This window comes from Paenalcaligenes hominis (assembly GCF_041359055.1).
GTDB classification, from domain to species: domain Bacteria; phylum Pseudomonadota; class Gammaproteobacteria; order Burkholderiales; family Burkholderiaceae_B; genus Paenalcaligenes; species Paenalcaligenes hominis_A.
The window spans coordinates 194,396-219,578 of record NZ_JBGJKZ010000004.1 but is presented as its reverse complement, the minus strand read 5'-3'; the positions used below and the strand labels follow the sequence as shown (position 1 = coordinate 219,578).

Sequence of the window (25,183 nt, the reverse complement as noted above, 5' to 3'; positions counted from 1 at the left end):
CGGTACAGTCTAAAAAAGGCACACCCTAGGGTGTGCCTTTTTGTTTTCCACGTAGAGCTAGAGCATTAAATACCAACGTCATCCAAGGCGGAGTCTAAATGATCGTGTTGAGCCCAGTGGATAGCCTGCCATGGGCTACCAGATAAAATAGCAAAGTGGTTTACGCTGGCGTTCAGAATGGGTTGAGGGCGCTGGCTGAGTAAGTCAACTTGGTATAGGTGACGCCAGACAATATCGATGACTCCACCGTGAGCAAACACGGCTAGTTTCTTGCCTGAGTACTGATCCGCTAACTGATTGAATGCAGCGATAATACGGTCATTAAAAACCGTGAGACTTTCCCCTTCAGGAATGTCTAAAGTGGGCTCACGTAAATTGAGTTTGGGTTTAGTTAAACCATCTATGGCAATTAGCTTTTGCCACAGCTCACCCTCATAAATACCGTAATTTCGTTCACGCAAACTGCTGTAGCATGTGATTGCGTTAACAGGGAGCTCGAAAGCTATTTGGGCGGTTTCAGCAGCCCGACTCAGGTCACTGCTAATCACATGGTCTACCTGTAGTTGTTGCTGTTGAATATAACGCCGAACGGCAAGGGCTTGTTGTTTGCCAATATCGTTTAAAGGAATATCAATCCAGCCTTGGAGCCGTTGTTGAGCATTCCAATCTGTCTCACCATGGCGAATCAGCCAAATTTCAGTTTTCATAGTACTTATATTAAAAAGCAGTAAATGTAGGATCTAACGCCCAGATTTCTTTTAGCATTGAAACCAATGCAATAATTAAAGGAGTTTGCGATGTTTCATTAGCGCTAATAAAACTTAAAATGGCGTCGGCTTTAGTATGACCCCAAATAGAGAAATGTTTTTTTTGCACCCCTTGCAAGGCGATTTCTTCACGAATAAGAGCGCAACCTGCACCCGCTCGTACTAAAGCATCAAAGTGTGCGGTGCTGTCACTGTGCATAATAATACGAGGACTTAATCCTCTGCGCTCGAAAAGCTCACGCAACAACACATGGCTATGACTGCCTAATGGCCCATCTAGCCACGGCATTTGAGCGAGCTCTTGCCATCCACCTAGGGTAAGTTGTGGGTATAGTGCGGAGGGCACTGCAATTCTGAAACTAACACTACGTATGGGTAACCAGAAAATGTCTTGGGGTGGGTACGAGCTAATTGCAAAAGCAGCTTGAAGTTGACCAATGGACACTTGCTCTATGAGTGTATCCGTTGGCAAAACCACCGTTTGTAACTCAATTAATGGCAAACTTTCGGCGAGCCTATGAATCAGCTCGCCTAAACGCAAAAAATCTAAGTGTTCGCTAGGGATACCTAAACGTAGCTGTCCACTAAGTTCACCTTGTAAGTCTGAAGCCGTAGAGCGAATTTGTGTTGCTAGCGTAAGCAGTTGCTCAGCCGTTGGTAAGAGATGCTCGCCAGCTTTGCTAACTGTCATTTTACGGGTGGAGCGCTCAAACAAAGCTAAACCTAGGCTTTGTTCAAGGGCTTTGATTTGAGCAGTTACAGCAGGTTGAGTCAAACACAAAGCCTCTGCGGCCCGAGTCAAATTGTTAAGTTTGGCAACAGTGACGAAGGCTTTGAGTTGATTGATTTCCATGGCTATAGCGGTAGTAAACGCACTTGTGTGGGCTCAATACCAATAGAAACCGGAGCGCCTACAGTATGTTGTGGCAAACCTGAGTAATGTGACTGATCTGCGGTAATGGTTTTTTCACCGCATTGAATCTCATAGCGCGTAAATTCGCCTAAAAACTCGCTGCGGATCACATTGCCAGGTATCCAAATATAGCGAGCATCGTTACCTTTGGCTGTGTTTCCACTATCTAATTGTACTGTGTGCGGTCTAAAGCTGGCGGCTAATTGGTTTTGTTGGGGTACAGAGTCATCATCTAACACCGGAAGTTTTATGGTACCAATACCCTCTACTTGTAAAGTAATGGTGTTCGAAGTGCGCTCGACGACCTGGCCTTCAAGCATGTTCATAGTGCCCACAAAGTTAGCCACAAAGCGATTGCAAGGGTAATCGAATAAATTAGCGGGCGTGCCAACTTGCTGTACTACCCCCTGATCCATCACGGCCATGCGGTCGGCGGTGGTCATGGCTTCCTCTTGATCGTGCGTAACAAAAATGGTGGTAATGCCCAGACGACGCTGCAAAGCAAGCAGGTCTTGACGCATTTGTACGCGTAACTTTTGATCTAAATTTGACAGCGGTTCGTCTAAGAGCAGTACTTGAGGCTCGATGACGATGGTACGAGCGAGTGCCACACGTTGTTGTTGACCACCTGAAAGTTCGTTAGGGCGACGTTTAGAAAAGCTTTCTAAACCCACCATTTCAAGGGCAGCCTGAACCTTTTTTTGAATTTCTGCTTTAGGAGTACGGCGCTCCACCAAACCAAAAGCAACGTTGTCCCACACGGTCATGTGAGGCCATAGTGCATAGCTTTGAAATACCATGCCAATATTGCGCTTATGGGGCGGGACATTGCTGATATCTTTGCCATCGACCAAAAGCTGGCCTGAGTTATGTTGATTAAAACCAGCAATTAAACGTAGCAGGGTAGACTTACCAGAGCCTGAAGGGCCTAGCAAGGCAAAAAATTCGCCGGGTTCAATGACTAGATTGATGTCTTTAAGGACTTCGTTGGTACCGTAGGCTAATCGGATATTACGGCATTCCACACTTACTTTTTTCATAATAAGCCTATGTTAATTCTGTTGACTAGGGCGTTGACGAGCCGAGGTGCGCTCAACCACTAAATGAGAGACGTAGGTACCGATTGCGACAGCAACCACGGCCAATACACCGAGCGCTGCACCTGGGCCACGACCTGATGCGCTTTGCATATACAGATAAATGCCATAACTCATTGGGGCATCGCTATCACGAGTAACAAGCATGATGGTAGCGGATAGTTCCACTGCTGCCGTCATAAAGCTAGTGACAAAACCTGCCAAAATGCCACCAGCCATCAAAGGAACAACTACACGCCGGATGGTGCTGATTTTGTTGGCACCTACCGAAGCTGCAGCCTCTTCTAAGCTAATAGAGACTTGTTGTAATGCTGCCATACACGAGCGAAGCGCATAAGGCAGACGACGTACAGAGTAGGCCAGCATAATAATGACCCATGTTGAGGTAATACCTACCCCTAAGCCCGGAATCTCCACATCACGGAAAGTGCGTAATAAACCAATGGCCAACACCAAACCTGGCACGGCTAGCGCGGCTGAGGCAATCCAATCAAGGGTTTGGCGAGCGGGCAATTTAGTGCGCAAAATAATATAGGCAATGGCGGTGCCTAAGATCACATCAATAAAAGCAGCTAAACCACCATATAGCAGGGTATTTGCAATCATGCCCTGAGAATCTTGAAACACTGAGGCGTAATGCGCCAAGGTGTAGCCGTCAGGTAATGGGGCAAAACTCCATACCGTAGCCAATGATAAGAGCAACACACCTATGTGGGGTGACAGCACTAAAAGCAAAATAAAACCAATCCATGTATAGGCCATGATGGATTGTCCACGGCTTAGCTCACGCTGCTGTAATGAGTTGCCTCCTTTTTGTAGCGTGGAATAATCACGCCCTTTCAAGGCACGAGCTGATAACCACAGGGCAAGGATGGAAAATGCAATCATAATTACGCTGATCACATAGCCGAGCGGATCATCAATACCTACCTGTGTAATACGTAGATAGGCTTGGGGAGCCAACATATTGGTAATACCCAAGACTAAAGGGGTCCCAAGGTCATCAAAAACTTTAACGAACACCAACGACGCACCCGCTACATAGCCTGGCAAGGCGAGAGGGAAAATCACGCGTCTAAATAAACGCCAGCCCTTGGCACCAAGGTTTACCGCTGCTTCTTCCATGGCACCATCGATGTTTCTTAAAGCCACGGTTAGGTTCATGAGAATGAAGGGGAAGTAGTGAATAGCTTCAACAAAAATAATACCGTTGAGGCCGTCCATAAGGGGAAGCGTAATACCAAACCAATCATCTAGCAGTAGATTAACTGAGCCAGAGCGACCAAAAATTAGCTGCATGGCGACAGCGCCTACGAAAGGCGGCATGATGAGGGGTAAAATCCCTAGGGTTTGAATAATCAATGCCCCTCTAAATTTAAAGCGAATTGTAAAATACGCTAGAGGAACAGCAATAAGTGATGCAAAAAAAGTGGCTGCGACCGCAACGTATAAACTGTTTTTAAAGGATTCTGTTAACAGCGACTGATGCAAAAAAGCAGAAAAATGCCCAAGCGTAAAATGACCGTCAGCGTTAACAAAAGCAGTAAAAAATACGTTCCCAATCGGAAGCACAAGAAATAGCACTAGAAAAGCCAGAACTAAGCCAGCAACTAGAACTAGACCGATGGGAAATCGAGAAGAAAAAGAATGAGCCATAGGAAGCCAGGAGTTTTAGAGCAAAGAAAAACCATCCTCATGAATGAGGATGGCTAAGACTACATTACAAGCGCATTGCCTCTTTAGCTAATGCTTCTGCTTTTTCATAGTTGTTTTTAGCGGCTGTGTTCCACTCGCCCTGAAGTTTGGATAGCTCCTGGTTGACCTTGGGGTCTTTTTTGTCTGCTTTGAACAAATCAACAAGTGCACTGTCTTTGACTTGTTCTTCGTTTAGCACAGGAGTCCATGCCAGTTTTTTTGCCTCGTCTAAGCGTACTTTGGCTTCGGCTGAGGCGGAGTCACCTAGCTTTTTCTGAGCATCCCAAATGGCTTTAGTGGCGGCTTGCAGCTCTTTATGACGGAAAGTGATGGTTTGATCAAACAGGGATTGCACAATGAAGTAGCGGCTTTGCGATAGGTTCACATCAAAGTCAACCGTGCTGCGTTCTACAATTTTCATTGGGTCTGGATAGCCATCAGGAATGTTGGTCATTTTGTCATAAGGCAAAACGGGCAAACGTGAAACCTGAGGCAAGAGCAGAATTTCTTGGCCTTCTGGGCTGAGAGTGAATTCAACAAATTTTTTGGCTTCCTCGGGATTAGCGGACTCACTAATCAACGCGATATTAGCTGGCACAATAGCTGTTTCATCGGGGTAAATAAACTCGACGGGGAAATTAGAAAACTTGCTAGATAGACCAAAGAAGTCAATCACAGGGCCTGCACCAAACTGGCCATTGTTCACGCCGTCCGGCACACCAAAAGAACGATCGGTGATGGCTGCGCTGTTGCCCGACATCAGCAGTAATGTATTCCAGCCCTGATCCCAGCCTTCACCTTGAAGAATGGTTTCTACAGTTAGGTGCATGGTGCCTGAACGTGAGGGGGAGGTCACCCCGACATTGTTATACCACTCGGGTTTCAATAAATCAGCCCAGGTTTTGGGCTCGTCTAGTTTTTTTGCCTTAATAAAGCGCGTGTTGTACATAATGCCGTAACCCGCTAGGGCTTGACCCAAGAAAAAGCCGTTGGGGTCATTGACAGGGAACGAGCCGATGGTATTGGGAACTTGGGGGTTGGCAATATCTTTTACACTGCTTAATAGCTTGTCTTGGGAGAGCACTTCGAACGCATCCGGTGCGCTAGCCCAAAATACATCAGGACGACGTCCAGCGGGTGTTTCTTTAACAAAAGCAATGCCGGACACCGTGTTTTTGTTAAGGATTTCTACTTTAATGTCTGGATTCGCGTTTTCAAACGCATTTTTGTAGGCTTGCGTTAAATCTTTTGGGAACGAAGTAATAACAGTGATTGTTCCTGCTTGTGCTAATGGCGCGAGTGTGCTTAGCGCAAACGCAGTCAGTAAATGCCGTGTTAGCTTTTTCATTTTTTGTCTCCTAAGGATTTATATGGTTATTAACCAGTTCTAGCCTAGGTAATCCTATGAGCTCTGTCCAATAAAAATAAATGATGATAGTCATAAGTGCCAAAGAAACAGAATCCGTAGCCAAAGCTTGATTGCTAGCTCATAGCGCCGTAAACTTGCGCCACTACCTCTTTTCTCTACACCGCGAATTATGTCTGAAACCTACTTTCCCCGTTGGCGCAAAGTCTCTTCTGTTGCGCCTGATGCTGTAGTACAACCCAACGAATATTTACCCGCACCCCAATCGGTAGCCATGGCAGCACAACACGTAGTGGCTATGTTTGGATCAACTATCTTAGCGCCTTTGCTAATGGGGTTTGATCCAAACCTTGCTATTTTGATGTCTGGTATTGGTACATTGATTTTCTTCCTGTTCGTGGGCGGGCGCGTGCCGAGCTATTTGGGCTCTAGTTTTGCGTTTATTGGGGGTGTTATTGCGGTCACGGGCTATGCGGGCAGCGGAGCCAATGCCAACATTGGAGTGGCTTTAGGTGCCATTATTATGTGTGGTCTGGTTTATACCTTAATTGGCGCTGTGGTTTGGGTCGCAGATGCACGATCAGGTGGTGCGGCTCATATCATTAACAAGCTGATGCCGCCTGTTGTTACCGGCGCTATTGTGGCGGTAATTGGGCTAAATTTGGCACCTATTGCAGCCAAAGGTGCCATGGGCTCTGGTACCTTTGATGCGTTAATGGCATTAATGACAGTATTGTGTGTGGGCGGGGTCGCTATGTATAGCCGCGGTGTGGTGCAGCGGTTATTGATTTTAGTGGGCTTAATAGTAGCGTGTTTGATTTATGCTCTATTTACTAATGGTTTAGGTTATGGCACTCCTATTGATGTATCGGGTGTGACTCAGGCCGCTTGGTTTGGCATGCCAAGCTTTTCCGCACCGGTTTTTGAGGTGCAAGCCATGACCGTCATTGTGCCTGTAGCGATTATTTTAGTTGCTGAAAATCTAGGGCACGTCAAAGCCGTTTCGGCCATGACCGGACAAAACCTAGATAAATACTTAGGTCGAGCTTTCGTAGGTGATGGGGTAGCCACTATGTTGTCAGGCTCGATGGGTGGCACAGGTGTTACTACTTATGCGGAAAACATTGGCGTCATGGCGGCTACGCGTATTTACTCCTCATTGGTGTTTGCCATTGCCGCTTTAATTGCTATTTTCTTGGGCTTTTCACCCAAGTTCGGTGCAGTGATTCAGATGATTCCAGGGCCAGTATTAGGAGGGATGTCCATCGTAGTTTTTGGCTTGATCAGTGTGGCGGGGGCTCGCATTTGGGTAGTAAACCAAGTCGACTTCAGTAAAAGCCGAAATTTATTGGTTGCTGCTGTTACCTTGATTCTTGGAGCGGGTAACTTTAGCTTAGAACTAGGCATCATTCGTTTAGATGGAATTGGAACAGCTACCTTTGGCGCTATCTTAATGCATGCGTTGCTTTCTTTACGTCAGCAGAAAGTCACGAATTAACTCTACTCTATATTCTAGTACTTGCAATTTGGTTGGCTTTTGCCGACAATACATCTAAAGCCCCAACGCGTTGGGGCTTTATTTTCAATTGAGTACGCCTAGCCATCTATTCATAGGCTTTTATTCAGTTCATACTTAACTAAAAAATTTCTCTTGCGCTCCTGTCATCTTGGGGGCGTTTTTCATTCTTAAATCAGGAAACATATGTCTGCGATTCCGTTGACAGCGCAGGGCGCTGAACGCTTAAAAGCCGAGATACATCGCCTAAAAACAGTAGAGCGTCCCGATGTAATTAATGCCATTGCAGAAGCTCGCGCACAGGGTGACCTTTCCGAGAATGCTGAGTATGATGCAGCACGAGAGCGTCAAGCCTTCGTAGAAGGACGCATTCGCGAGTTAGAGGGCACTATCTCTAATGCTCAAATTATTGATCCCGCTGCTCTGGATGTGGGTGACCGCGTCGTATTTGGTGCTACTGTTACCCTAGAAGACCTAGACTCCGGAAATCAGGTGACGTATCAAATTGTAGGTGATGTGGAGTCAGATATACGTGAAAACCGTATCTCTGTTTCTAGTCCCGTCGCACGCGCTTTAATCGGCAAGTCCCAAGGGGATGTGGTCGAGGTTCAAGCCCCAGCAGGGGTACGCGAGTACGAAATTCTAAGCATCGAGTATCGCTAAAACCACCTTGCTATGCATTAGGCATAAATAAAGCCCACCGATGTGGGCTTTGTCATTTGAGATGCTTTATGATGGGTTTTAGCGGCGCACGCGCACTTTGTTGCCGCCTTTAGTCTTTTTAAGGCCAGCGGCAGCCAGTTTTTTAGGTGTGTAGGCTTCGTTGGCTTTGCGCACAGCGCGTGTTTCGGGTTCATTACCCTGTAAAACGTCAGGGCGATCTGGGTTTTGACGGTAAACGGTTAGGATTTTTCCAACGTGATTAATGGGTTCAGTACCCAGTTCGTTGCAAATTTGTTCATAAATAGCTAAACGCGCTTCACGGTCATCACCAGCAACACGAATTTTTATTAATTGGTGTACGTTTAAATGTACAGCGATTTCTTTAAGCACGGCCTCTGTGAGTCCGTTGTCGCCGATAAGAACCACTGGACGTAGAGCATGGGCTGCGGCACGTAATTGATTACGTAGCTGTGTAGTAATAGTTAATGTAGGCATAATGAGATTGTACGGGAATGGGCAAGAAAAAAACCTCTAAAGCATGGGTGCATCAGCATATTAATGATCCCTATGTTAAGTTAGCGCAGCAAAAGGGTTATAGAGCCCGCGCTGCTTTTAAATTATTAGAAATAATAGAAACCGAAAGACTGTTGCATCCGGGCAACGTTGTTGTGGATTTAGGTGCTGCACCAGGTAGCTGGTCGCAGGTCGCACGCGAACGTCTAACGCAAAATGGACTGATAAATGGCCGTATTATTGCTTTAGATATGTTGCCTATGGAGCCTATAGATGGCGTTGAGTTTATTTTAGGCGACTTTAGAGAGGATGAGGTGCTTGATCAGTTAAAAAATCTTTTAGGTGATCAAAAAGTAGATCTTGTTATTTCAGATATGGCCCCCAATTTATCAGGTGTGGCTGCCGCCGATTCGGTTCGTATTCAGCATGTGTGTGAATTAGCTCTTGAATTTGCACAGCAGCACCTGAATCCAAATGGTGCTCTTATTGTAAAAGCGTTCCATGGTAGCGGTTTTTCACAAATAGTGAAGTCCTTCAAAGAACACTTCCGTCAGGTCAATACGCGCAAGCCTAAGTCGTCTAGAGATCGCTCTGCGGAAACCTTTCTAGTTGGGCGGCAATTAAAAAACACGTCAGTATGCTAAGACGCCTCATTATCAGGTAGAATGTGATAATTGGCTCTTGTACAGCTAACTGTCAGCTTAGCTCTACAAGTTTAAGCAATTAGGAGGTTGGTGTTGAACAACTCATTTTCCAAAGTCGCTGTTTGGATGGTCATTGCGCTAGTCCTGTTTACTGTATTTAAACAGTTTGATGGGCGTCCTACGACCACAGATGGCGTAACGTATACCCAATTTATGGACGATGCGCGCGCTGGGCGCGTGTCAAAGGTCGATATCCAAGGCGATACCCTATATGTAACGCCCGATTCCGGACGTCCTTATTCTCTAACCTCTCCAGGCGATCTCTGGATGGTTCCCGAACTCGTGAAGTCCGGTGTACAGGTTTCTGGTAAAGCGCGCGAAGAGCCGTCTTTCTTAACCAGTATTTTCATTTCCTGGTTCCCCATGTTGTTGTTAATTGGGGTCTGGATTTTCTTCATGCGTCAGATGCAAGGCGGTGGCAAAGGCGGAGCATTTAGCTTTGGCAAATCGCGTGCGCGTATGCTTGATGAAAACACAAATCCTATTACATTTAGCGATGTGGCAGGTTGTGACGAGGCCAAAGAAGACGTCCAAGAGCTCGTCGACTTCTTACGTGACCCTACACGTTTCCAACGTTTAGGCGGTCGTATCCCGCGTGGTGTACTCATGGTAGGGCCTCCCGGTACCGGTAAAACTTTACTTGCTCGTGCTATTGCAGGCGAAGCCAAAGTGCCTTTTTTCAGCATCTCTGGCTCAGACTTCGTAGAGATGTTTGTAGGGGTTGGGGCGGCGCGTGTACGCGATATGTTTGAAAATGCCAAAAAGCATGCTCCTTGCATCATTTTTATTGATGAAATTGATGCGGTGGGTCGTCAGCGTGGTGCTGGGCTTGGTGGCGGTAACGACGAGCGCGAGCAAACCTTAAACCAGTTATTGGTCGAGATGGATGGCTTTGAAAAGGGCCAAGGCGTGATTGTTATTGCTGCCACGAACCGTCCCGACGTATTGGATCCCGCTTTGTTGCGTCCTGGCCGTTTTGACCGACAGGTAGTAGTGTCACTACCCGATATTCGCGGTCGAGAGCAAATTCTAGGCGTGCATATGCGTAAAGTGCCCTTGTCTGGCAATGTGGATGCACAGGTGCTTGCTCGTGGTACACCCGGCTTCTCTGGGGCAGACTTAGCCAACCTCGTCAACGAGGCGGCTTTATTTGCGGCCCGACGCAATGCGCGTACGGTAGATATGCAAGACTTTGAAAGTGCCAAAGACAAGATCATTATGGGTGCCGAGCGTCGCTCCATGATCATGCCCGAGGAAGAGCGTCGCAATACGGCTTATCACGAGTCCGGTCATGCATTAGTAGCACGTTTGCTGCCTAAAACCGACCCGGTACACAAGGTCACTATCATCCCACGTGGCCGTGCTTTGGGCGTTACCATGCAATTGCCCGAGTCAGACCGCTACAGTATGGATAAAGACCGCTTGCTGAACATGATTGCGGTGTTGTTTGGGGGGCGTATTGCCGAAGAGGTCTTTATGAACCAAATGACCACCGGCGCTTCGAATGACTTTGAACGGGCTACTCAAATTGCACGAGATATCGTAACGCGTTACGGTATGACCGACTCTTTAGGTCCTGTGGTGTATGCCGAAAATGAAGGCGAGGTATTCCTAGGTCGTAGTATGGCCAAGCCCACCAACATTTCCGAAGCCACCATGCAAAAGGTGGATCAAGAGGTCCGCGCCATTATCGATCAGCAATACAATGTGGCTCGTCGTTTAATCGAGGATAACCGTGACAAAATGGAAGCCATGACTCAGGCCTTGCTCGAGTGGGAAACCATTGACGCTGAACAAATCAACGACATCATGGAAGGCCGTGCACCGCGTCCACCTAAAGATTATTCAGACACCAAATCAAATGGCTCTGATAAAACACCGCCTACTTCTGGCGTGAAGGCCGACGAGGTCACCGAGACCAAAGCAGACGACAAGCCTGCCGACGATAAACCAGCGACTACACCTATTTAATTTTTAATTTAGTATTCCATGAAAAAAACATGGCGATGCGGGCGCTTCGAATTCGGGTTCGAGCGCCCGTTATTGATGGGAATCCTTAATATCACACCGGATTCCTTTTCCGATGGTAACCAGTACCTTCAAACCGAAACGGCGATTGCGCATGCTAAACAGCTTATTGCTGACGGTGCCGACATTCTTGACATAGGAGCCGAGTCCACGCGACCGGGTGCTCAGCCCGTGGCACTAGACGAAGAGCTGCGTCGTTTGCTTCCCGTAATAGAAGCGTTGCATGAGCTTAACGTTCCTTTGTCTATTGACACCTTCAAGCCAGAAGTAATGCAGGCTGTCTTAGCAGCAGGGGCGGATATGATTAACGACATTGCGGGTTTTCAAAACCCGGCCTCTATTGCTGCTGTAGCAGCATCGGATTGTGGCTTGTGCGTGATGCATATGCAAGGCGAGCCCCGTACAATGCAAACGAATCCGCACTATAGCGATGTCAAAACTGAAGTGCGTGATTTTTTACAACATCGTGTACAGGCATTGGTGCAAGCCGGTGTACAGCCCGAGCGTATTATGCTTGACCCAGGCTTAGGTTTTGGTAAAACGGCTGCACACAATTACACCCTCTTACGCGATTTGGAACAAATTCAGATAGACTCCTACCCATGGTTAATTGGTCTGTCACGGAAGTCCATGATTGGGCATGTGGTACATAAAGGGCCACAACAGCGTGTTGCTGGCAGTATTGCAGGCATGTTGGCGGCCGTTGCACGCGGTGCGGCAGTGGTGCGCGTACACGATGTGGCTGAGTCAGCCGATGCACTCAAAGTCTGGCAGGCAGTAGAACAAGGAATAACAAATGAGTAAACGTAAATATTTTGGTACAGACGGTATTCGTGGTGAAGTGGGTGGTAATACTATCAATGCTGAGTTTGCCCTGCGTTTGGGTTATGCGGCAGGGGTGGTTTTAGCGCGTGCTCACACATCGGCTAACAGACCTAAAGTGGTTATTGGTAAAGACACGCGTATTTCCGGTTATATGCTAGAGTCCGCATTAGAAGCAGGCTTATCTGCCGCAGGCGTCGATGTGTTGTTAGCAGGGCCAGTTCCCACACCAGCAGTGGCTTATTTAACACGCACTTTGCGCTTAACGGCGGGCATTGTGATCAGTGCATCGCATAATCCTTATTACGATAACGGTATTAAGTTTTTCTCTGCGCAGGGCATGAAGCTTCCTGATGAGATAGAGCTTCAAATTGAGGAGGCCCTCGATTTGCCCATTAATTGCGTGGCTTCAGATAAATTAGGGCGTGCCCGTCGTCTAGAGGACTCTGCAGGTCGTTATATCGAGTTTTGTAAAAGTACCTTTCCTAACGAGCTGGACTTATCGGGCTTAAAGCTTGTGGTTGATGCTGCGAATGGGGCGGCATATCATATTGCACCACACGTTTTTCGAGAGCTGGGCGCAGAGGTTCACGCTATTGGCTGTGAGCCAAATGGTTTTAATATTAACGAAGGGGTGGGGGCACTTTATACCGATCATCTGCTTCAGGTGGTGCGTGAACGTGGGGCAGATATAGGCATAGCCTTAGATGGTGACGCTGACCGTTTACAAATGGTGGGCAGTGACGGCCGTTTATATAACGGCGATGAGTTGCTTTACATGATCGTCCGCGATCGCATGCTAACTCAAGAAGTGAAAGGCGTAGTAGGCACGCTTATGACCAACTTGGGCTTAGAGAATAAACTTAAAGAATTAGGTCTAGAGTTTATTCGCGCTAATGTCGGCGATAGATACGTCTTAGAAAAGTTGTTGGAAAAAGGGTGGTTATACGGTGGTGAAAGCTCAGGTCATTTGCTGTGCTTGGACTACCACACCACAGGTGATGGAATTATTGCTGCTTTACAAATTCTGACTGCTATGCGACACCATGGTAGCTTGCTACGTGAACTGGTCGCTGATTTAAAAATGTACCCACAGAAAATGGTTAACGTAGAGTGGGAGCAAGGCCGCGACTGGACAGAGTGTCAAGAGCTCATGCAGGTAAAACAGCAGCTAGAAGCAGAGCTGGGTCAAAAAGGCCGCGTATTGATTCGTGCGTCTGGGACTGAACCCAAGCTGCGTTTAATGGTTGAAGCAGAGGATCTAAGCAAAGTCGAAAACGGTATTGAACGTCTCTTAGCTGTAAAGCTGGTCTGATTCATGCTTTTTGTTTGCTGCGTTAAAATTAATGCAATATAGCTTTGGCATCATAGGGATACCTTTAAGGAGCCCTATGACCTATGCAGCAAATCGCTTATGTTTCCCCTTCATTGGCGCAACATGTTTGGCGCAGCCCTAGAACTGATGGTTTACAGTTGCGCTTAGCGCAAAATCAACACGAGCTTCACGCAGTGCAGCGCCTGCGCTTCACTATTTTCACCGAAGAAATGCAGGCGGTTTTACCAAATGCTCAGACTGGCTTAGATGCCGATCGCTACGATCCGTGGTGTGAGCATTTTATGGTGCTAGCAGGAGCCTCAGAAAAAGTAGTAGGAACCTACCGTATTCTTCGCCCAGAACAAGCCAAACGTCTAGGTGGCTATTACTCTGAGTCCGAATTTGATATTAGCGCCCTTAATGGTTTACGCCCTTATATGGCTGAAGTGGGACGCTCTTGCATACACCCTAGTTACCGCAATGGTAGTGCGATTATGTTGTTATGGATGGGTATTGCTAGCATGATGCGTGCAGGTGGATATCGTTATCTATTGGGATGTGCAAGTGTGAGCCTGCGCGACGACGGGGTTACCGCCGCTGAGGTATGGCGAGCAGCCCAACGATCTATGCAAAAAAATCCACACGTGACGCGTTTAAGGCCGCACCATCGTTATCCAGTAGAAAAGCTCAACAGCAATTTGCCCGCTCGCATTCCACCGTTAATTAAAGGCTATTTAAATTTAGGGGCAGTACTTTGTGGTGAACCTGCATGGGATCCTGATTTTAATACGGCAGATTTTCCTGTTTTACTCGATACAGAAAAGTTGCCAGAGCGCTATAAACGGTATTTAGGCTTTATTTAAATACGGGTAAGTTAGGCAGCCAATAGGCTGCCTTTTTTAATTGATTTTGATAGTTGGCAAGGCTTTGGTATAAACCAGCTTCACGCGAAAATCGGCTTTGGCCCATTCACTTTGTTCGGTGCGCAGAGAGTACTCAGAGAGAGGGCGAGTCGTGATCCAGTTTTTATCCGCATAGATGGTAGCCCCGTGGGAGCTAGTTTGGACATGTAAGGGCAGACTATCGATGTTTTCACGACGACGCATCAACATAATGCTGAGTCGCAGACACAGCAAAGTTAACCATTCCGCGCGCTGGACTTGATGTAAATTAAGTTTTTCCAGTTTGCCTAGTTGCCCTAGGGTTAAAAAAGCGAGTAGGGATTGATCGTCTTTGGAGAACCCCGGCATGTCTGCATGACCCAATACATAGGCAGTGTGTTTATGGTAGTCGTTATGGGCAATAGATAACCCTACTTCGTGCAAATCAGCAGCCCAACCTAAAGCCAGTTTAAGCTCTTTGGTTTCAGGGCTAGAGGGCAGATTGAGTTGCTCAAACAAATGCAAGGCGGTGTGTTTGACTCGGGCGGCTTGGGCTAAGTCGATGTGATAGCGTTTGCTTAGCTGTAGCACTGTTTCTTCACGTTTATCGCGATTTGAATCTCGCCCCAGTAAGTCGTACAAGACTCCCATGCGTAGTGCGCCTTCACCGCGTTGCATCGCAGAGACTTTTAGCTCTTCAAACACAGCAATCATAATAGCGAGGCCAGCTGCTAGTACAGGGGCGCGGTGGGTTTTAATGCCGGGTAGTTCGCTGGCAATAACTCGTTTGTCGCGTACTAGTTTACGTCGTAGTAGGTGCATACCATCTAGCGTAATACCACGTTCAGAAAGACCCATTTCTAATAAAATGGCCTCAATCCCTTTAGCGGTACCTGAAGAGCCATACGCATATTGCCAACCTGTTTTACGGTATTGTTGAGCAATAACTTCGAGTTCGCGTCGAGCCGCAAGAATGGCTTGATTCATGCGGTTTTCAGTGATTAGGCCGCTACCAAAAAAGCGATCAGTAAAACTGACGCAGCCCATGGGTAACGAGGACAATAACAAGGGTTGAGTATTACGCCCGATAATCACTTCGGTCGAACCACCGCCAATGTCCACCATTAAGCGTTTGTCGGTGGACGGAGGTAATTCGTTATTAATACCAGCGTAAATTAAACGCGCTTCTTCGTAACCTGAAATGACCTCTATGGGGAAGCCAAGAGCTGCTTCAGCAATAGGCAGAATTTCTTCTCGGTTTGAGGCAACCCTAAAGGTATTTGTAGCGACCGCTCGGACGCGGTTAGGGTGAAAGCCCTGGATACGCTCGTGAAAGCGTTGCAAGATAGTAATAGCGCGTTTGACTGCGTCTGGGTGTATGCGACGGTCGGGTCCCATATCGGCCGCCAAGCGCACGGATTCGTTTAAACGGTCAATGGCGTAAATTTGTGCATGACCGTTGTGTTGCTCCACCCGCCCGATGGATAAACGAAAGCTATTCGAGCCTAAGTCAACGGCGGCAAGTAAATGTTGGTCCATAGGGAACTAACTTGTAATCAATTATGCTGCGATTATACGTTAAGCGCATAAAAACACAGCGGTATTTAAGACTAACGTGGTTTTATAGGCTCGAACACAATAAGGCTGTCATTCAATTGTAAAATGCATTGAGTATAAAACTTGTCATTTCTATTTTATTGTCTGACTAGAACGCTATGATCCCTAATCCCACCGTCATGCTCATCAATCGCGAGCTCTCTTTATTGAAATTCAATGAACGCGTTATGTCGATGGCGGCGAACCCTAATACACCGTTATTAGAGCGGTTACGTTATTTGTGCATAGTCAGTTCAAACTTGGACGAGTTTTTTGAAATTCGTGTCTCTAGTCTAAAAGAAAAAATGGCTCAGGCACCTCATCATGTGCAGGGGGATGGGTTTTCTCCTATCGATGCGTTTACCAAAATCCAGCAAGCAACCCATGAGTTAGTCGATAAGCAAAACAATTTGCTATTAGAGCATGTGCTCCCCAATTTGCAGGCTGAGGGTATTGGGTTATTGCGTCCGTCTCAGTGGACCGAAGAACAACGAATCTGGGCCTATGGCACGTTCCAACGAGAAGTCATGCCTTTATTGACTCCTATTGGTTTAGATCCCGCTCACCCCTTTCCTCGGGTCTATAACAAAAGTTTAAATTTTATTATTTCTCTTTCCGGAGAAGATGCTTTCGGACGTACTGGCTCTATTGCTATAGTTCAAGCCCCTCGGGCGTTGCCTCGTCTTTTAAAAATACCTACTGCTATAGCAGGAATTCCGCACGGTTATGTGGTGTTGACGGCGTTAATCAGTCATTTTGTCGAAGAGCTCTTTCCAGGCATGGACGTCAAAGGTTGCTATCAATGGCGAGTTACACGCAACAGCGATTTATTTGTGGATGAGGAGGAGGTCACCAATTTACGTCAGGCTTTGCAGGGTGAACTTTCACAGCGTAATTTCGGTGCGGCGGTGCGTTTGGAAATAGACTTATCCATGCCAGAGAAATTGTCCGCTTTTTTACAGCGTGAGTTTTCTCTTGGAGAAAAAGACACCTATCGCGTACTTGGGCCGGTGAATTTGTCGCGTTTAGCAGAACTGTGTGATGTGCCTGACCGTCCTGATCTCTTATTCACGCCTTATCAAGCGCCTATTCCTGCACCGTTTGATCAAATAGAAAACCCTAAAGAGTTTTTTAAAGCCATTACGCGCAAAGACCATCTACTGCATCATCCTTATCAGTCGTTTCAACCCGTATTGAGCTTTTTACGTGCAGCGGCATTGGATTCACAGGTGGTGGCGATTAAGCAAACCATTTATCGCACTGGTGAAGACTCCGAGCTGATGCAAGTCTTAGTTCAAGCCGCTAAAGCAGGAAAAGAAGTGACGGTGGTTGTGGAGCTTATGGCCCGTTTTGATGAGCAAACTAACATTAACTGGGCAGCGCGCTTAGAAGAAGCAGGTGCGCATGTTAGTTATGGTGTGGTCGGATATAAAACTCATGCCAAGATGGCGCTGGTTTTGCGTAGGGAAAAAGGCGAGATACGACGTTACGGCCATATTGGTACCGGCAATTACCATCCACGCACGGCCCGACTGTATACCGACTTTGGCTTGCTAACGGCAAACGAAGCCATTTGCTCTGATATGGAACAGGTGTTTAGTCAACTGACTGGCTTGGGTACGCGTCGCAGCTTACAGCTGTTACTGCAATCGCCTTTTAATTTGCATGAAGGCATGATGAGTCGTATCGAGCGAGAAATACAGCATGCAAAAGAAGGGAAAAAAACGCGCATCATGGCAAAGATGAACTCATTGCTGGAGCCTAAAATCATTTATGCTTTGTACGAGGCCAGTCAAGCAGGTGTGCGCATTGATTTAATTGTAAGGGGGGCCTGCGCCTTACGACCTGGGGTGCCAGGGCTTTCAGATAAAATTCAAGTGCGCTCCATTGTAGGTCGATTTTTAGAGCACTCACGTGTTTTTTATTTTTATAATGCAGGGCAAGAAGATTTATTTATTGCTTCAGCAGATTGGATGGACAGAAATTTTTTCCGACGGGTAGAGTTGGCGGTTCCAATCTTAGACAAGCGGTTAAAACGTCGTGTTATTAACGAGGCATTGCGGTATGCGTTGCGGGATAACCAGCTGGCTTGGCGGGCTCAACCATCAGGTCAATATCTCCGCGTGCGCAGTCGTAGCAACAGCAGTTTTAATTTGCACGATCAACTAATGCAGGAGTTAGGGCAATAATTCATGTTGCAACCAAACGACTGTCATAGACATGTCATATTCACGTCTTACACTGGGAACCGTTGCAGATTGATCTGCCTATTTCAAATCACCAAGAGGTGCTTAGATGTTGAAACGTGCTTTTTCTAAATTATCCGTAGGTTTGGCTTTGAGTGCGCTGACACTATCCGTTCACGCCGTCAATGTGACCGGAGCGGGTGCGTCTTTTCCTTATCCGATTTATGCGAAGTGGGCTGCGGCCTATCACAAAGAAACAGGCAAGCAAGTGAACTACCAGTCGATTGGTTCAGGGGGTGGTCAGCAGCAGATTATTGCTAAAACAGTGGATTTTGGCGCTTCAGATGATCCAATGAAAGCGGATGCTTTAGATAAAGACAATTTACTGCAGTTTCCAGCGGTAATTGGTGGTACTGTACCCGTTGTGAATATCGATGGTATTAAGCCGGGCGAGCTACGTTTATCGGGTACGGTTTTAGCTGATATTTACTTAGGTAAGATCACAAAATGGGATGATGAGGCTATCAAAGCATTAAATCCAGACCTGAATTTACCTAATAAGTCCATCGTGGTAGTGCACCGTTCCGATGGTTCTGGAACCACTTTTGGTTGGACTAACTATCTCTCTAAAGTGTCTGCCGACTGGAAAGAAAAGGTCGGGGAAGGCAAGGCTGTGAAGTGGCCTACAGGCCAAGGCGGTAAAGGTAACGAAGGCGTAGCTGCTTATGTACGTCAGCTAAAAGACTCCATTGGTTATGTGGAGTACGCTTACGCAAAACAGAACCAGTTGTCTTGGGCTCAGCTTGAAAACAAAGACGGCCAGTTTGTGCAGCCCTCGCAAGAAAGCTTTGCCGCTGCTGCAGCAAATGCAGATTGGCATGGCACCCCAGGCATGGGTGTAGTGCTTACCAATGAAACAGGTGCTCAATCTTGGCCTGTGACAGCAGCTACTTTTATCTTGATGCATAAAAGCCAAGACAAGCCAGCCAATGCTGAAGCGGTCTTAACGTTTTTTGACTGGGCTTTTACTCATGGTAAAGACATGGCCGCCGAACTTGATTATGTGCCATTACCTACCGAAGTTACAGACCAAATTAAACAGTTATGGACTGAAGAAATTAAAGCTGAAGATGGTAATGCGATCTGGAAGTAGTAGTACAACCATACGCTTATAACGCTAAAATCATTCAAGACGGTACTATCTGGTCAGGTAGTCCGTCTTGTTGTATAACACGATGACACTAGTCAATGATCCCTTCACTAAAACCTTGTCATGAAATTTAATCAGAATGGTTTGCTAGACCTGCTATTTAAAAACCTTACACGAAGCTTTGCCTTTTTTGTTTTTATTCTATTGGCAGGCATTATGGCGTCCCTTATTTGGGGCAGCCGCGAGTCGATTTCTGCTCATGGCATTGCGTTTTTATGGACTAACGACTGGGATCCGGTCAACAACCATTACGGAGCGCTTGTTCCCATTATCGGGACATTATTAACCTCTGCCATTGCGCTATTTATTGCAGTACCTGTTTCGTTTGGTATTGCTATGTTTTTAACAGAGCTTTCTCCCATTTGGTTGCGTAGACCTTTAGGTACCGCTATTGAAATGCTGGCTGCTATCCCCTCTATTATTTATGGTATGTGGGGGCTTTTTGTTTTTGTGCCTTTGTTTCAACGCTATATTCAACCCACTGTGATCCAAGTCTTTGATGGGATTCCGATCTTGGAGTCCATATTTGCGGGGCCTCCGTTTGGTATTGGGGTCTTTACTGCAGGGTTAATTCTTTCCATTATGATTATACCGTTCATCACAGCGGTGATGCGCGATGTGTTCGAGCTTGTACCCCCGATGCTTAAAGAGTCTGCCTATGGTTTGGGCAGCACCACTTGGGAAGTTATGTGGCGGGTGGTATTACCGTTTACAAAAAATGGCGTCATTGGCGGCATTATGTTGGGTTTGGGTCGCGCTTTAGGGGAAACCATGGCCGTAACTTTTGTGATTGGCAATGCCTTTAATTTACCCAACTCCATTTTTGCACCATCAAACTCTATTGCTTCTGCGCTAGCCAACGAGTTTAACGAGGCTGGTGGCATGCAAAAAGCTGCCTTGCTCGAGTTGGGCTTAATTTTATTCTTAATTACTACGGTAGTGTTGGCCGTCTCCAAAGTGTTATTGGCCCGTTTGGCACGTAACGAAGGGGCTAAATCCTAATTCATTATGACTATGCAAACACCTACTTCTTCTACCTTAACCCCAGCGAATCCGCTTTACAGACGCCGACACCGCTTTAATAAATTTATGTTGGTGCTGTCTGGCGCTGCGTTGATTTTTGGTTTGTTTTGGTTGTTTTGGATTATTTTAACTTTGCTGGTGAAAGGGGCTTCGGCATTGTCGTTTAGCTTGCTGACACAGCCTACTCCACCGCCAGGCATCGACGGGGGGTTGTTGAATGCCATTATAGGTAGCTTTATGATGGCGGGCGTAGGGACGCTTATTGGTACCCCTATCGGGATTTTGGCAGGCACGTATTTGGCTGAATTTGGTCAACGAGGCTGGCTAGCACCTGCAACGCGCTTTTTAAATGACGTCTTGTTATCCGCCCCCTCGATTGTAATTGGCTTGTTTATTTACGCTGTGCATGTGGCTCAGGTTGGTCATTACTCAGGTTGGGCCGGGGCATTGGCACTGGCTATTTTAGTGATACCCGTGGTGGTGCGCTCTACCGATAACATGCTGCAACTGGTACCTAATAGTCTGCGCGAGGCCGCAGCGGCATTAGGGTGCCCACAGTGGCGTATTGTGATCTTTATTAGTTACCGCGCTGCGCGTGCCGGTATTATTACTGGGGTGTTGCTAGCGGTGGCTCGAATTTCTGGTGAAACGGCACCATTGCTATTCACCGCCCTGAATAACCAGTTTATGTCTTTAGATATGAATGGGCCACTGGCGAACCTACCTGTAGTGATTTTCCAATATGCCGCTAGCCCATTTGAAGATTGGAACCGTTTAGCGTGGGCAGGGGCTGTGTTAATTACCCTGTTTGTGCTTGGAATTAATATTTTAGCGCGCACTTTATTCCGCAATAAATAACGCCTGCCTTAACGAATTGATAACTAACTATGCAAAGCCTTTCTACTCCTACTGATCGCATTAAGCTCGAGGTTAAAGACTTGAACTTTTATTATGGTGATTACCATGCGATCAAAAACGTTAATATGAGCATCCAAGAAAACAAGGTAACCGCGTTTATCGGACCTTCGGGCTGCGGTAAATCCACCTTGTTGCGCACCTTTAACCGTATGTTCGAATTGTATCCCGGGCAACGTGCCGAGGGCGAAATTTTGCTTGATGGTGAAAACCTACTGACATCAAACGTGGACATTTCTTTGCTACGCGCTAAAGTGGGTATGGTCTTCCAAAAACCAACGCCTTTTCCCATGAGCATTTATGACAATATTGCTTTTGGCGTGCGCTTGTTTGAAAAACTGAGCAAAGGCGAGATGGATGAGCGGGTAGAATGGGCCCTAACTAAAGCAGCGTTATGGGACGAGGTTAAAGATAAATTACGCCAAAGCGGCAATGGTTTATCCGGTGGTCAACAACAGCGTTTATGTATAGCACGTGGGGTTGCCATTAAGCCCGAGGTTTTGCTGCTTGATGAGCCCACTTCCGCCTTAGATCCGATTTCTACTGCTAAAATTGAAGAACTGATTTCTGAGTTAAAAAACGACTATACTGTTTTAATTGTTACTCACAATATGCAGCAGGCTGCGCGTTGTTCGGACTACACGGCATATATGTATTTGGGCGAGTTAATGGAATTTGGTGAAACAGACCAAATTTTCGTAAAGCCAGCCCGCAAAGAAACAGAAGACTACATTACTGGCCGGTTCGGATAAGGTCCATTCTCGGATAGCTAGCAGCCTTAGGGCTGCTTTTTTTATGGAGACACACTATGCAAGAGCAGCAAACAGTGATTCAGCAGCTTGCACCCTCTGGCGAGCTACGAGTTGCATTGAATTATGGCAATGGAGTGCTCGTGCAGCGCGGCACGGATGGGATCCCGCAGGGGGTCGCGCCCGATTTGGCGCGCGAGCTTGCGCGACGTCTAGGCGTGCTTCCACGGTTTATTAGTTATGATGCTGCCGCAAAAGTGGCCGAAGCTGCTGCTACCCAAGCATGGGATTTGGCCTTTATGGCAATTGATCCCAAACGGGGTGAACACATTGATTTTACTAATGCCTATGTACAGATTGAGGGAACGTGTTTAGTACGTGAAAACAGCGCATGGCATAGCGTGGCCGATTTAGACCGTGAGGGGGTGCGTATTGCCGTAGGCCAAGGGGCGGCGTATGAGCTGTATTTAACTCGAGCCATACAGCATGCAGAGTTAGTACGTTTTCCTACCTCTAATGCCGCAATTCATGGCTTTGTTGACCAAAGCTTAGATGCTGCAGGTGGTGTGCGCCAAACATTAATGGATTTTGCAGCAGAGCAAAGTATATATCGCGTACTAGACGATTATTACACTGCTATTTATCAGGCCATCGCTTTGCCTAAAGGGCGTGATGAGGCCTTGGCTTATGTCAGTGCTTTTATTGAGGAAATGAAACAAAATGGCTTTGTAGCCGAGGCGCTGCGTCGCAGTGGGCAGCATGGGGCAAATGTTGCATTGTAGGTAAATAATTAACCCGCCACAATAGTAGTTTAAGGTGGCGGGTATATCAATCTACCAGCATACGTGAAAAACGTGGCTGATTGGGGCGACTATAAGCAGCCCAGACAACAACGTCATTCCGTGGCGTTGGTTGTTATCGTTAAGAGGCTAAGTAGCTTTACTTGCTTTGGGACTTAATTGCAGATGCTTCGGCTTCAAGCTCGCTTAAAACAGGCGATTTTTTTCGCCATTCCTCGTACCATTTATCTACGCTGTCACCAAAAAATGCTCTATCAGTAGATAGGATCTTTGCGGAGCTGTTGGCTTCAATTTGTGCTAAGTAATCTGCATCAATTTTCTCATACGCTAAAATAATCTGTTGCAGATGTTTGGTAGTGAGGGTGCTAATTAGCTCTTTTTGCTCAGCCGGGATTTGGCTCCATTTACGTGCAGATGCTACTGCTACCATAGGCAGCATCATGTGATTAGAATGCAGTAACGTTTTTGCATTATCAATATATTTCACGTTCCACGACCCCTCAAAGTCAATTTGCATACCATCAATTTGACCATTGGCAAAAGCATCATACAACGCGGGTAATGGCATGGGTGTGGGAGCTGCTCCTACCTTACGCCAAAAATCTAACTCGGGCTCAATAGGAATGGTGCGGATTTTTTTCCCTTTAAGTTGATCGGCAGATTGTAGGTCTTGGCGCATTAATATTTGTCGCATACCAGCCATGCCATAGCCCAAACCAACTAGACCTAAACTGTTTAACTCTTCTAGCATTTTAGTTGCAGTGGGGCCCTGCAATAGCTGGCTGACCTCTGCTGGTGTATCCACTAAATAGGGCGCAAATAAGGCAGCGTAATTAGGGCGTCGGTTTGCAATCTCGCCAGCCACTAAAAAAGCCATATCTAATGCCCCACTTTGCAGCTGTTGGAGCATTTGTGCTTCACTGCCTAGCTGACCCGAAGGAAAAACAAGTAAATTGATTTCCCCATTGCTTTTTTCTTTGAGTTCTTGGGCAAGTTCGTTGGCTGAAATGCTCCATTGATGAGAAGGTGGGGTAATGAGCCCCAGCCGTAAATCAGCGGCAAAAGCCGAACTAACTAAAGCACTGCTAATAACGAGGCTTTTTAAAAAAGAGCATAAGGTACGTTTCATACGTGTCTCTATCAATAAAAAAGTGATTAGGCTAATGCACCAAAAAAGTAGCCAAAGAAGGAAAAAAAGTGATGAGTAAAATAACGCCTAGTGCAATGAAAAGATAGGGCATAGCTAGCCAAGCAATGCGCTCTGCTTTAAGACCCGATAGCGAGGCAGAGACAAATAAAGCAGAGCCTATAGGAGGGGTTAATAAGCCCACCACTAAACTTAAACACAGCACCACACCAAAATGGAAAGGGTCAATCTGATATACCGTGGTAGCCACAGGCAAAAGCACAGGAACGACCAAAATGATGATGGGAATAGGGTCCATGACCATACCGGCCAATAACAAGGCAACAATTACAATACATAAAAAAGTTGTAGGCTCTGTGGCAATACTTTGAATCCAGGTTGCAAACAAAGCGGGCAGGTTTTCAAAGGTAATAACCCATCCAAATACTTGGGACGCGGCAATAAGCAATAGAACCAGTGCTGAGTTTTGTGCGGCACGAATGAGAGCAGGCCAGATAAAACTAAAGTTCAGCTCTTTATAAACAAATCGACCAATCAGAATAGAGCTAATGCAGGCTAGGGTGGCGGACTCAGTAGGTGTAGCAATGCCCCCCAAAATACAACTAATAATAATTACAGGAATTGCCGCCGCAGGTAAACCATCTAGCACCAGTTTGCAACGTGTTTTGAATGAGTGCTGTGCGGTTTTGGGGTAGGATTTTTTACGTGCTAACCATCCTATAAAGGCCAAAAAACCTAAACTTAATAAAATCCCAGGCAAAATGCCAGCAAGAAATAGATCTCCAATGGAAATTTGTGCTATGACGCCATAAATAATAAAAAGCATAGAAGGCGGAATGATGGGAGCCAGTAAACCGCCTACGGCAGTGATGGTAACAGCGTCCTCTTTGCTGTAGCCTGCTTTTTCCATTTCGGGTACAGCTAAGCGCATCATGATGGTGATTTGGGCGACGGTAGAGCCTAGGATAGACGCCATCATCATATTGGCTAATAGATTGATATACGCCATGCCGCCCCGTACAGAGCCTATGAACGCTGCCGCAGCACCCATTAAGCGGCGTGCAATTCCTCCTTCGTGCATACATTCGCCCAATAAAATAAATAAAGGCAAAGCAAGCAAGCCATAGTTTTCTAGCCCACCAAAAAACTGTAAAGGATAAGACCCCAATAACACCAAGTTATCGTTGGCATAGATATAAGCCAGCGCCGTCATCGCTAAGACAAAAGCAATGGGAACACTGAGTGCTAACAAAATAAAGAAACTAAGAGCCACCATT

At 46.6% G+C, this 25,183-nt stretch carries 22 protein-coding genes; 13 read left to right on the top strand and 9 right to left on the bottom strand.

From position 1 onward, the window contains the following. Nucleotides 1–65: 65 nt before the first annotated feature. The 5 genes from ACBP46_RS10930 to ACBP46_RS10910 all read right to left on the bottom strand — a co-directional run bounded on the left by ACBP46_RS10930 (nt 66) and on the right by ACBP46_RS10910 (nt 5,820). Nucleotides 66–707: a histidine phosphatase family protein gene (locus ACBP46_RS10930; protein WP_371016770.1), complete on the bottom strand. Its 642-nt coding sequence runs from the start codon at nt 705–707 to the stop codon at nt 66–68. A gap of 10 nt (nt 708–717) precedes the next feature. Beyond that, on the bottom strand, nt 718–1,620 hold the full coding sequence (locus ACBP46_RS10925) for a LysR family transcriptional regulator (RefSeq protein WP_371016769.1): 903 nt from the start codon (nt 1,618–1,620) through the stop codon (nt 718–720). A gap of 2 nt (nt 1,621–1,622) precedes the next feature. Further along, nucleotides 1,623–2,720: an ABC transporter ATP-binding protein gene (locus tag ACBP46_RS10920; protein WP_371016768.1), complete on the bottom strand. Its 1,098-nt coding sequence runs from the start codon at nt 2,718–2,720 to the stop codon at nt 1,623–1,625. A 12-nt stretch (nt 2,721–2,732) separates the two neighbouring features. Continuing rightward, on the bottom strand, nt 2,733–4,433 hold the full coding sequence (locus ACBP46_RS10915) for an ABC transporter permease (protein ID WP_371016767.1): 1,701 nt from the start codon (nt 4,431–4,433) through the stop codon (nt 2,733–2,735). Nucleotides 4,434–4,497: 64 nt separating this feature from the next. Beyond that, nucleotides 4,498–5,820 carry an ABC transporter substrate-binding protein gene (locus tag ACBP46_RS10910; protein WP_371016766.1) on the bottom strand — a complete coding sequence of 441 codons (1,323 nt, stop codon included), beginning with the start codon at nt 5,818–5,820 and terminating at the stop codon, nt 4,498–4,500. Between the two features lie 190 nt (nt 5,821–6,010). Between ACBP46_RS10910 and ACBP46_RS10905 the strand changes: the two genes are divergently transcribed. Continuing rightward, nucleotides 6,011–7,336: a solute carrier family 23 protein gene (locus ACBP46_RS10905; protein ID WP_371016765.1), complete on the top strand. Its 1,326-nt coding sequence runs from the start codon at nt 6,011–6,013 to the stop codon at nt 7,334–7,336. A 204-nt stretch (nt 7,337–7,540) separates the two neighbouring features. Continuing rightward, on the top strand, nt 7,541–8,017 hold the full coding sequence (greA, locus tag ACBP46_RS10900; protein WP_371016764.1) for a transcription elongation factor GreA: 477 nt from the start codon (nt 7,541–7,543) through the stop codon (nt 8,015–8,017). A 78-nt stretch (nt 8,018–8,095) separates the two neighbouring features. On the opposite strand, the gene ACBP46_RS10895 is transcribed toward greA, so the two are convergent. Beyond that, the gene (locus ACBP46_RS10895) at nt 8,096–8,512 is read right to left on the bottom strand and encodes a YhbY family RNA-binding protein (protein ID WP_371016763.1); all 417 of its coding nucleotides are present in this window, start codon (nt 8,510–8,512) and stop codon (nt 8,096–8,098) included. A 17-nt stretch (nt 8,513–8,529) separates the two neighbouring features. Here ACBP46_RS10895 and ACBP46_RS10890 point away from each other — a divergent pair, with 17 nt between their 5' ends. From ACBP46_RS10890 to ACBP46_RS10870, 5 genes are all read left to right on the top strand, one after another. Continuing rightward, nucleotides 8,530–9,174, top strand: coding sequence for an RlmE family RNA methyltransferase (locus ACBP46_RS10890; protein ID WP_371016762.1), 645 nt, complete (start codon nt 8,530–8,532; stop codon nt 9,172–9,174). A gap of 93 nt (nt 9,175–9,267) precedes the next feature. Beyond that, nucleotides 9,268–11,205 carry an ATP-dependent zinc metalloprotease FtsH gene (gene ftsH / locus ACBP46_RS10885; protein WP_371016761.1) on the top strand — a complete coding sequence of 646 codons (1,938 nt, stop codon included), beginning with the start codon at nt 9,268–9,270 and terminating at the stop codon, nt 11,203–11,205. A gap of 18 nt (nt 11,206–11,223) precedes the next feature. Next, a complete protein-coding gene (gene folP / locus ACBP46_RS10880) occupies nt 11,224–12,066 on the top strand; it encodes a dihydropteroate synthase (protein WP_371016760.1) in 843 nt (280 codons plus the stop codon). Continuing rightward, nucleotides 12,059–13,399 carry a phosphoglucosamine mutase gene (gene glmM, locus ACBP46_RS10875; RefSeq protein ID WP_371016759.1) on the top strand — a complete coding sequence of 447 codons (1,341 nt, stop codon included), beginning with the start codon at nt 12,059–12,061 and terminating at the stop codon, nt 13,397–13,399. The genes folP and glmM overlap by 8 nt, the downstream gene beginning before the upstream one ends. Nucleotides 13,400–13,482: 83 nt before the next feature. Continuing rightward, nucleotides 13,483–14,262: a GNAT family N-acetyltransferase gene (locus ACBP46_RS10870; RefSeq protein ID WP_371016758.1), complete on the top strand. Its 780-nt coding sequence runs from the start codon at nt 13,483–13,485 to the stop codon at nt 14,260–14,262. Nucleotides 14,263–14,298: 36 nt separating this feature from the next. On the opposite strand, the gene ACBP46_RS10865 is transcribed toward ACBP46_RS10870, so the two are convergent. Then, entirely contained in the window at nt 14,299–15,819 is a 1,521-nt protein-coding gene (locus ACBP46_RS10865; RefSeq protein WP_371016757.1) for a Ppx/GppA phosphatase family protein, read from the bottom strand. A gap of 176 nt (nt 15,820–15,995) precedes the next feature. Between ACBP46_RS10865 and ppk1 the strand changes: the two genes are divergently transcribed. From ppk1 to ACBP46_RS10835, 6 genes are all read left to right on the top strand, one after another. Next, nucleotides 15,996–18,065, top strand: coding sequence for a polyphosphate kinase 1 (ppk1, locus tag ACBP46_RS10860; protein ID WP_371016756.1), 2,070 nt, complete (start codon nt 15,996–15,998; stop codon nt 18,063–18,065). A 106-nt stretch (nt 18,066–18,171) separates the two neighbouring features. After that, nucleotides 18,172–19,215: a phosphate ABC transporter substrate-binding protein PstS gene (gene pstS / locus ACBP46_RS10855; RefSeq protein ID WP_371016755.1), complete on the top strand. Its 1,044-nt coding sequence runs from the start codon at nt 18,172–18,174 to the stop codon at nt 19,213–19,215. A gap of 120 nt (nt 19,216–19,335) precedes the next feature. Then, nucleotides 19,336–20,274, top strand: coding sequence for a phosphate ABC transporter permease subunit PstC (pstC, locus tag ACBP46_RS10850; RefSeq protein WP_371016754.1), 939 nt, complete (start codon nt 19,336–19,338; stop codon nt 20,272–20,274). Nucleotides 20,275–20,286: 12 nt separating this feature from the next. After that, complete coding sequence (gene pstA, locus ACBP46_RS10845; RefSeq protein WP_371016796.1) at nt 20,287–21,153, top strand: phosphate ABC transporter permease PstA; 867 nt, start codon at nt 20,287–20,289, stop codon at nt 21,151–21,153. Nucleotides 21,154–21,182: 29 nt separating this feature from the next. Then, on the top strand, nt 21,183–21,962 hold the full coding sequence (gene pstB, locus ACBP46_RS10840) for a phosphate ABC transporter ATP-binding protein PstB (protein ID WP_371016753.1): 780 nt from the start codon (nt 21,183–21,185) through the stop codon (nt 21,960–21,962). Nucleotides 21,963–22,018: 56 nt separating this feature from the next. Further along, entirely contained in the window at nt 22,019–22,741 is a 723-nt protein-coding gene (locus tag ACBP46_RS10835) for a transporter substrate-binding domain-containing protein (RefSeq protein ID WP_371016752.1), read from the top strand. Between the two features lie 157 nt (nt 22,742–22,898). Here the strand turns inward: ACBP46_RS10835 and ACBP46_RS10830 are convergent, their stop codons facing one another. Both ACBP46_RS10830 and ACBP46_RS10825 read right to left on the bottom strand, forming a co-directional pair. Then, nucleotides 22,899–23,888 carry a TRAP transporter substrate-binding protein gene (locus ACBP46_RS10830; protein WP_371016751.1) on the bottom strand — a complete coding sequence of 330 codons (990 nt, stop codon included), beginning with the start codon at nt 23,886–23,888 and terminating at the stop codon, nt 22,899–22,901. A 31-nt stretch (nt 23,889–23,919) separates the two neighbouring features. After that, a complete protein-coding gene (locus ACBP46_RS10825) occupies nt 23,920–25,182 on the bottom strand; it encodes a TRAP transporter large permease (protein WP_371016750.1) in 1,263 nt (420 codons plus the stop codon). Nucleotide 25,183 lies beyond the last annotated feature (1 nt).

Bases quoted from the DNA above. Each gene is read 5' to 3' on its own strand.
- ACBP46_RS10930 (WP_371016770.1), bottom strand. From the start codon at position 707: ATGAAAACTGAAATTTGGCTGATTCGCCATGGTGAGACAGATTGGAAT.
- ACBP46_RS10925 (WP_371016769.1), bottom strand. From the start codon at position 1,620: ATGGAAATCAATCAACTCAAAGCCTTCGTCACTGTTGCCAAACTTAAC.
- ACBP46_RS10920 (WP_371016768.1), bottom strand. From the start codon at position 2,720: ATGAAAAAAGTAAGTGTGGAATGCCGTAATATCCGATTAGCCTACGGT.
- ACBP46_RS10915 (WP_371016767.1), bottom strand. From the start codon at position 4,433: ATGGCTCATTCTTTTTCTTCTCGATTTCCCATCGGTCTAGTTCTAGTT.
- ACBP46_RS10910 (WP_371016766.1), bottom strand. From the start codon at position 5,820: ATGAAAAAGCTAACACGGCATTTACTGACTGCGTTTGCGCTAAGCACA.
- ACBP46_RS10905 (WP_371016765.1), top strand. From the start codon at position 6,011: ATGTCTGAAACCTACTTTCCCCGTTGGCGCAAAGTCTCTTCTGTTGCG.
- greA (WP_371016764.1), top strand. From the start codon at position 7,541: ATGTCTGCGATTCCGTTGACAGCGCAGGGCGCTGAACGCTTAAAAGCC.
- ACBP46_RS10895 (WP_371016763.1), bottom strand. From the start codon at position 8,512: ATGCCTACATTAACTATTACTACACAGCTACGTAATCAATTACGTGCC.
- ACBP46_RS10890 (WP_371016762.1), top strand. From the start codon at position 8,530: ATGGGCAAGAAAAAAACCTCTAAAGCATGGGTGCATCAGCATATTAAT.
- folP (WP_371016760.1), top strand. From the start codon at position 11,224: ATGAAAAAAACATGGCGATGCGGGCGCTTCGAATTCGGGTTCGAGCGC.
- glmM (WP_371016759.1), top strand. From the start codon at position 12,059: ATGAGTAAACGTAAATATTTTGGTACAGACGGTATTCGTGGTGAAGTG.
- ACBP46_RS10870 (WP_371016758.1), top strand. From the start codon at position 13,483: ATGCAGCAAATCGCTTATGTTTCCCCTTCATTGGCGCAACATGTTTGG.
- ACBP46_RS10865 (WP_371016757.1), bottom strand. From the start codon at position 15,819: ATGGACCAACATTTACTTGCCGCCGTTGACTTAGGCTCGAATAGCTTT.
- ppk1 (WP_371016756.1), top strand. From the start codon at position 15,996: ATGATCCCTAATCCCACCGTCATGCTCATCAATCGCGAGCTCTCTTTA.
- pstS (WP_371016755.1), top strand. From the start codon at position 18,172: ATGTTGAAACGTGCTTTTTCTAAATTATCCGTAGGTTTGGCTTTGAGT.
- pstC (WP_371016754.1), top strand. From the start codon at position 19,336: ATGAAATTTAATCAGAATGGTTTGCTAGACCTGCTATTTAAAAACCTT.
- pstA (WP_371016796.1), top strand. From the start codon at position 20,287: ATGCAAACACCTACTTCTTCTACCTTAACCCCAGCGAATCCGCTTTAC.
- pstB (WP_371016753.1), top strand. From the start codon at position 21,183: ATGCAAAGCCTTTCTACTCCTACTGATCGCATTAAGCTCGAGGTTAAA.
- ACBP46_RS10835 (WP_371016752.1), top strand. From the start codon at position 22,019: ATGCAAGAGCAGCAAACAGTGATTCAGCAGCTTGCACCCTCTGGCGAG.
- ACBP46_RS10830 (WP_371016751.1), bottom strand. From the start codon at position 23,888: ATGAAACGTACCTTATGCTCTTTTTTAAAAAGCCTCGTTATTAGCAGT.
- ACBP46_RS10825 (WP_371016750.1), bottom strand. From the start codon at position 25,182: ATGGTGGCTCTTAGTTTCTTTATTTTGTTAGCACTCAGTGTTCCCATT.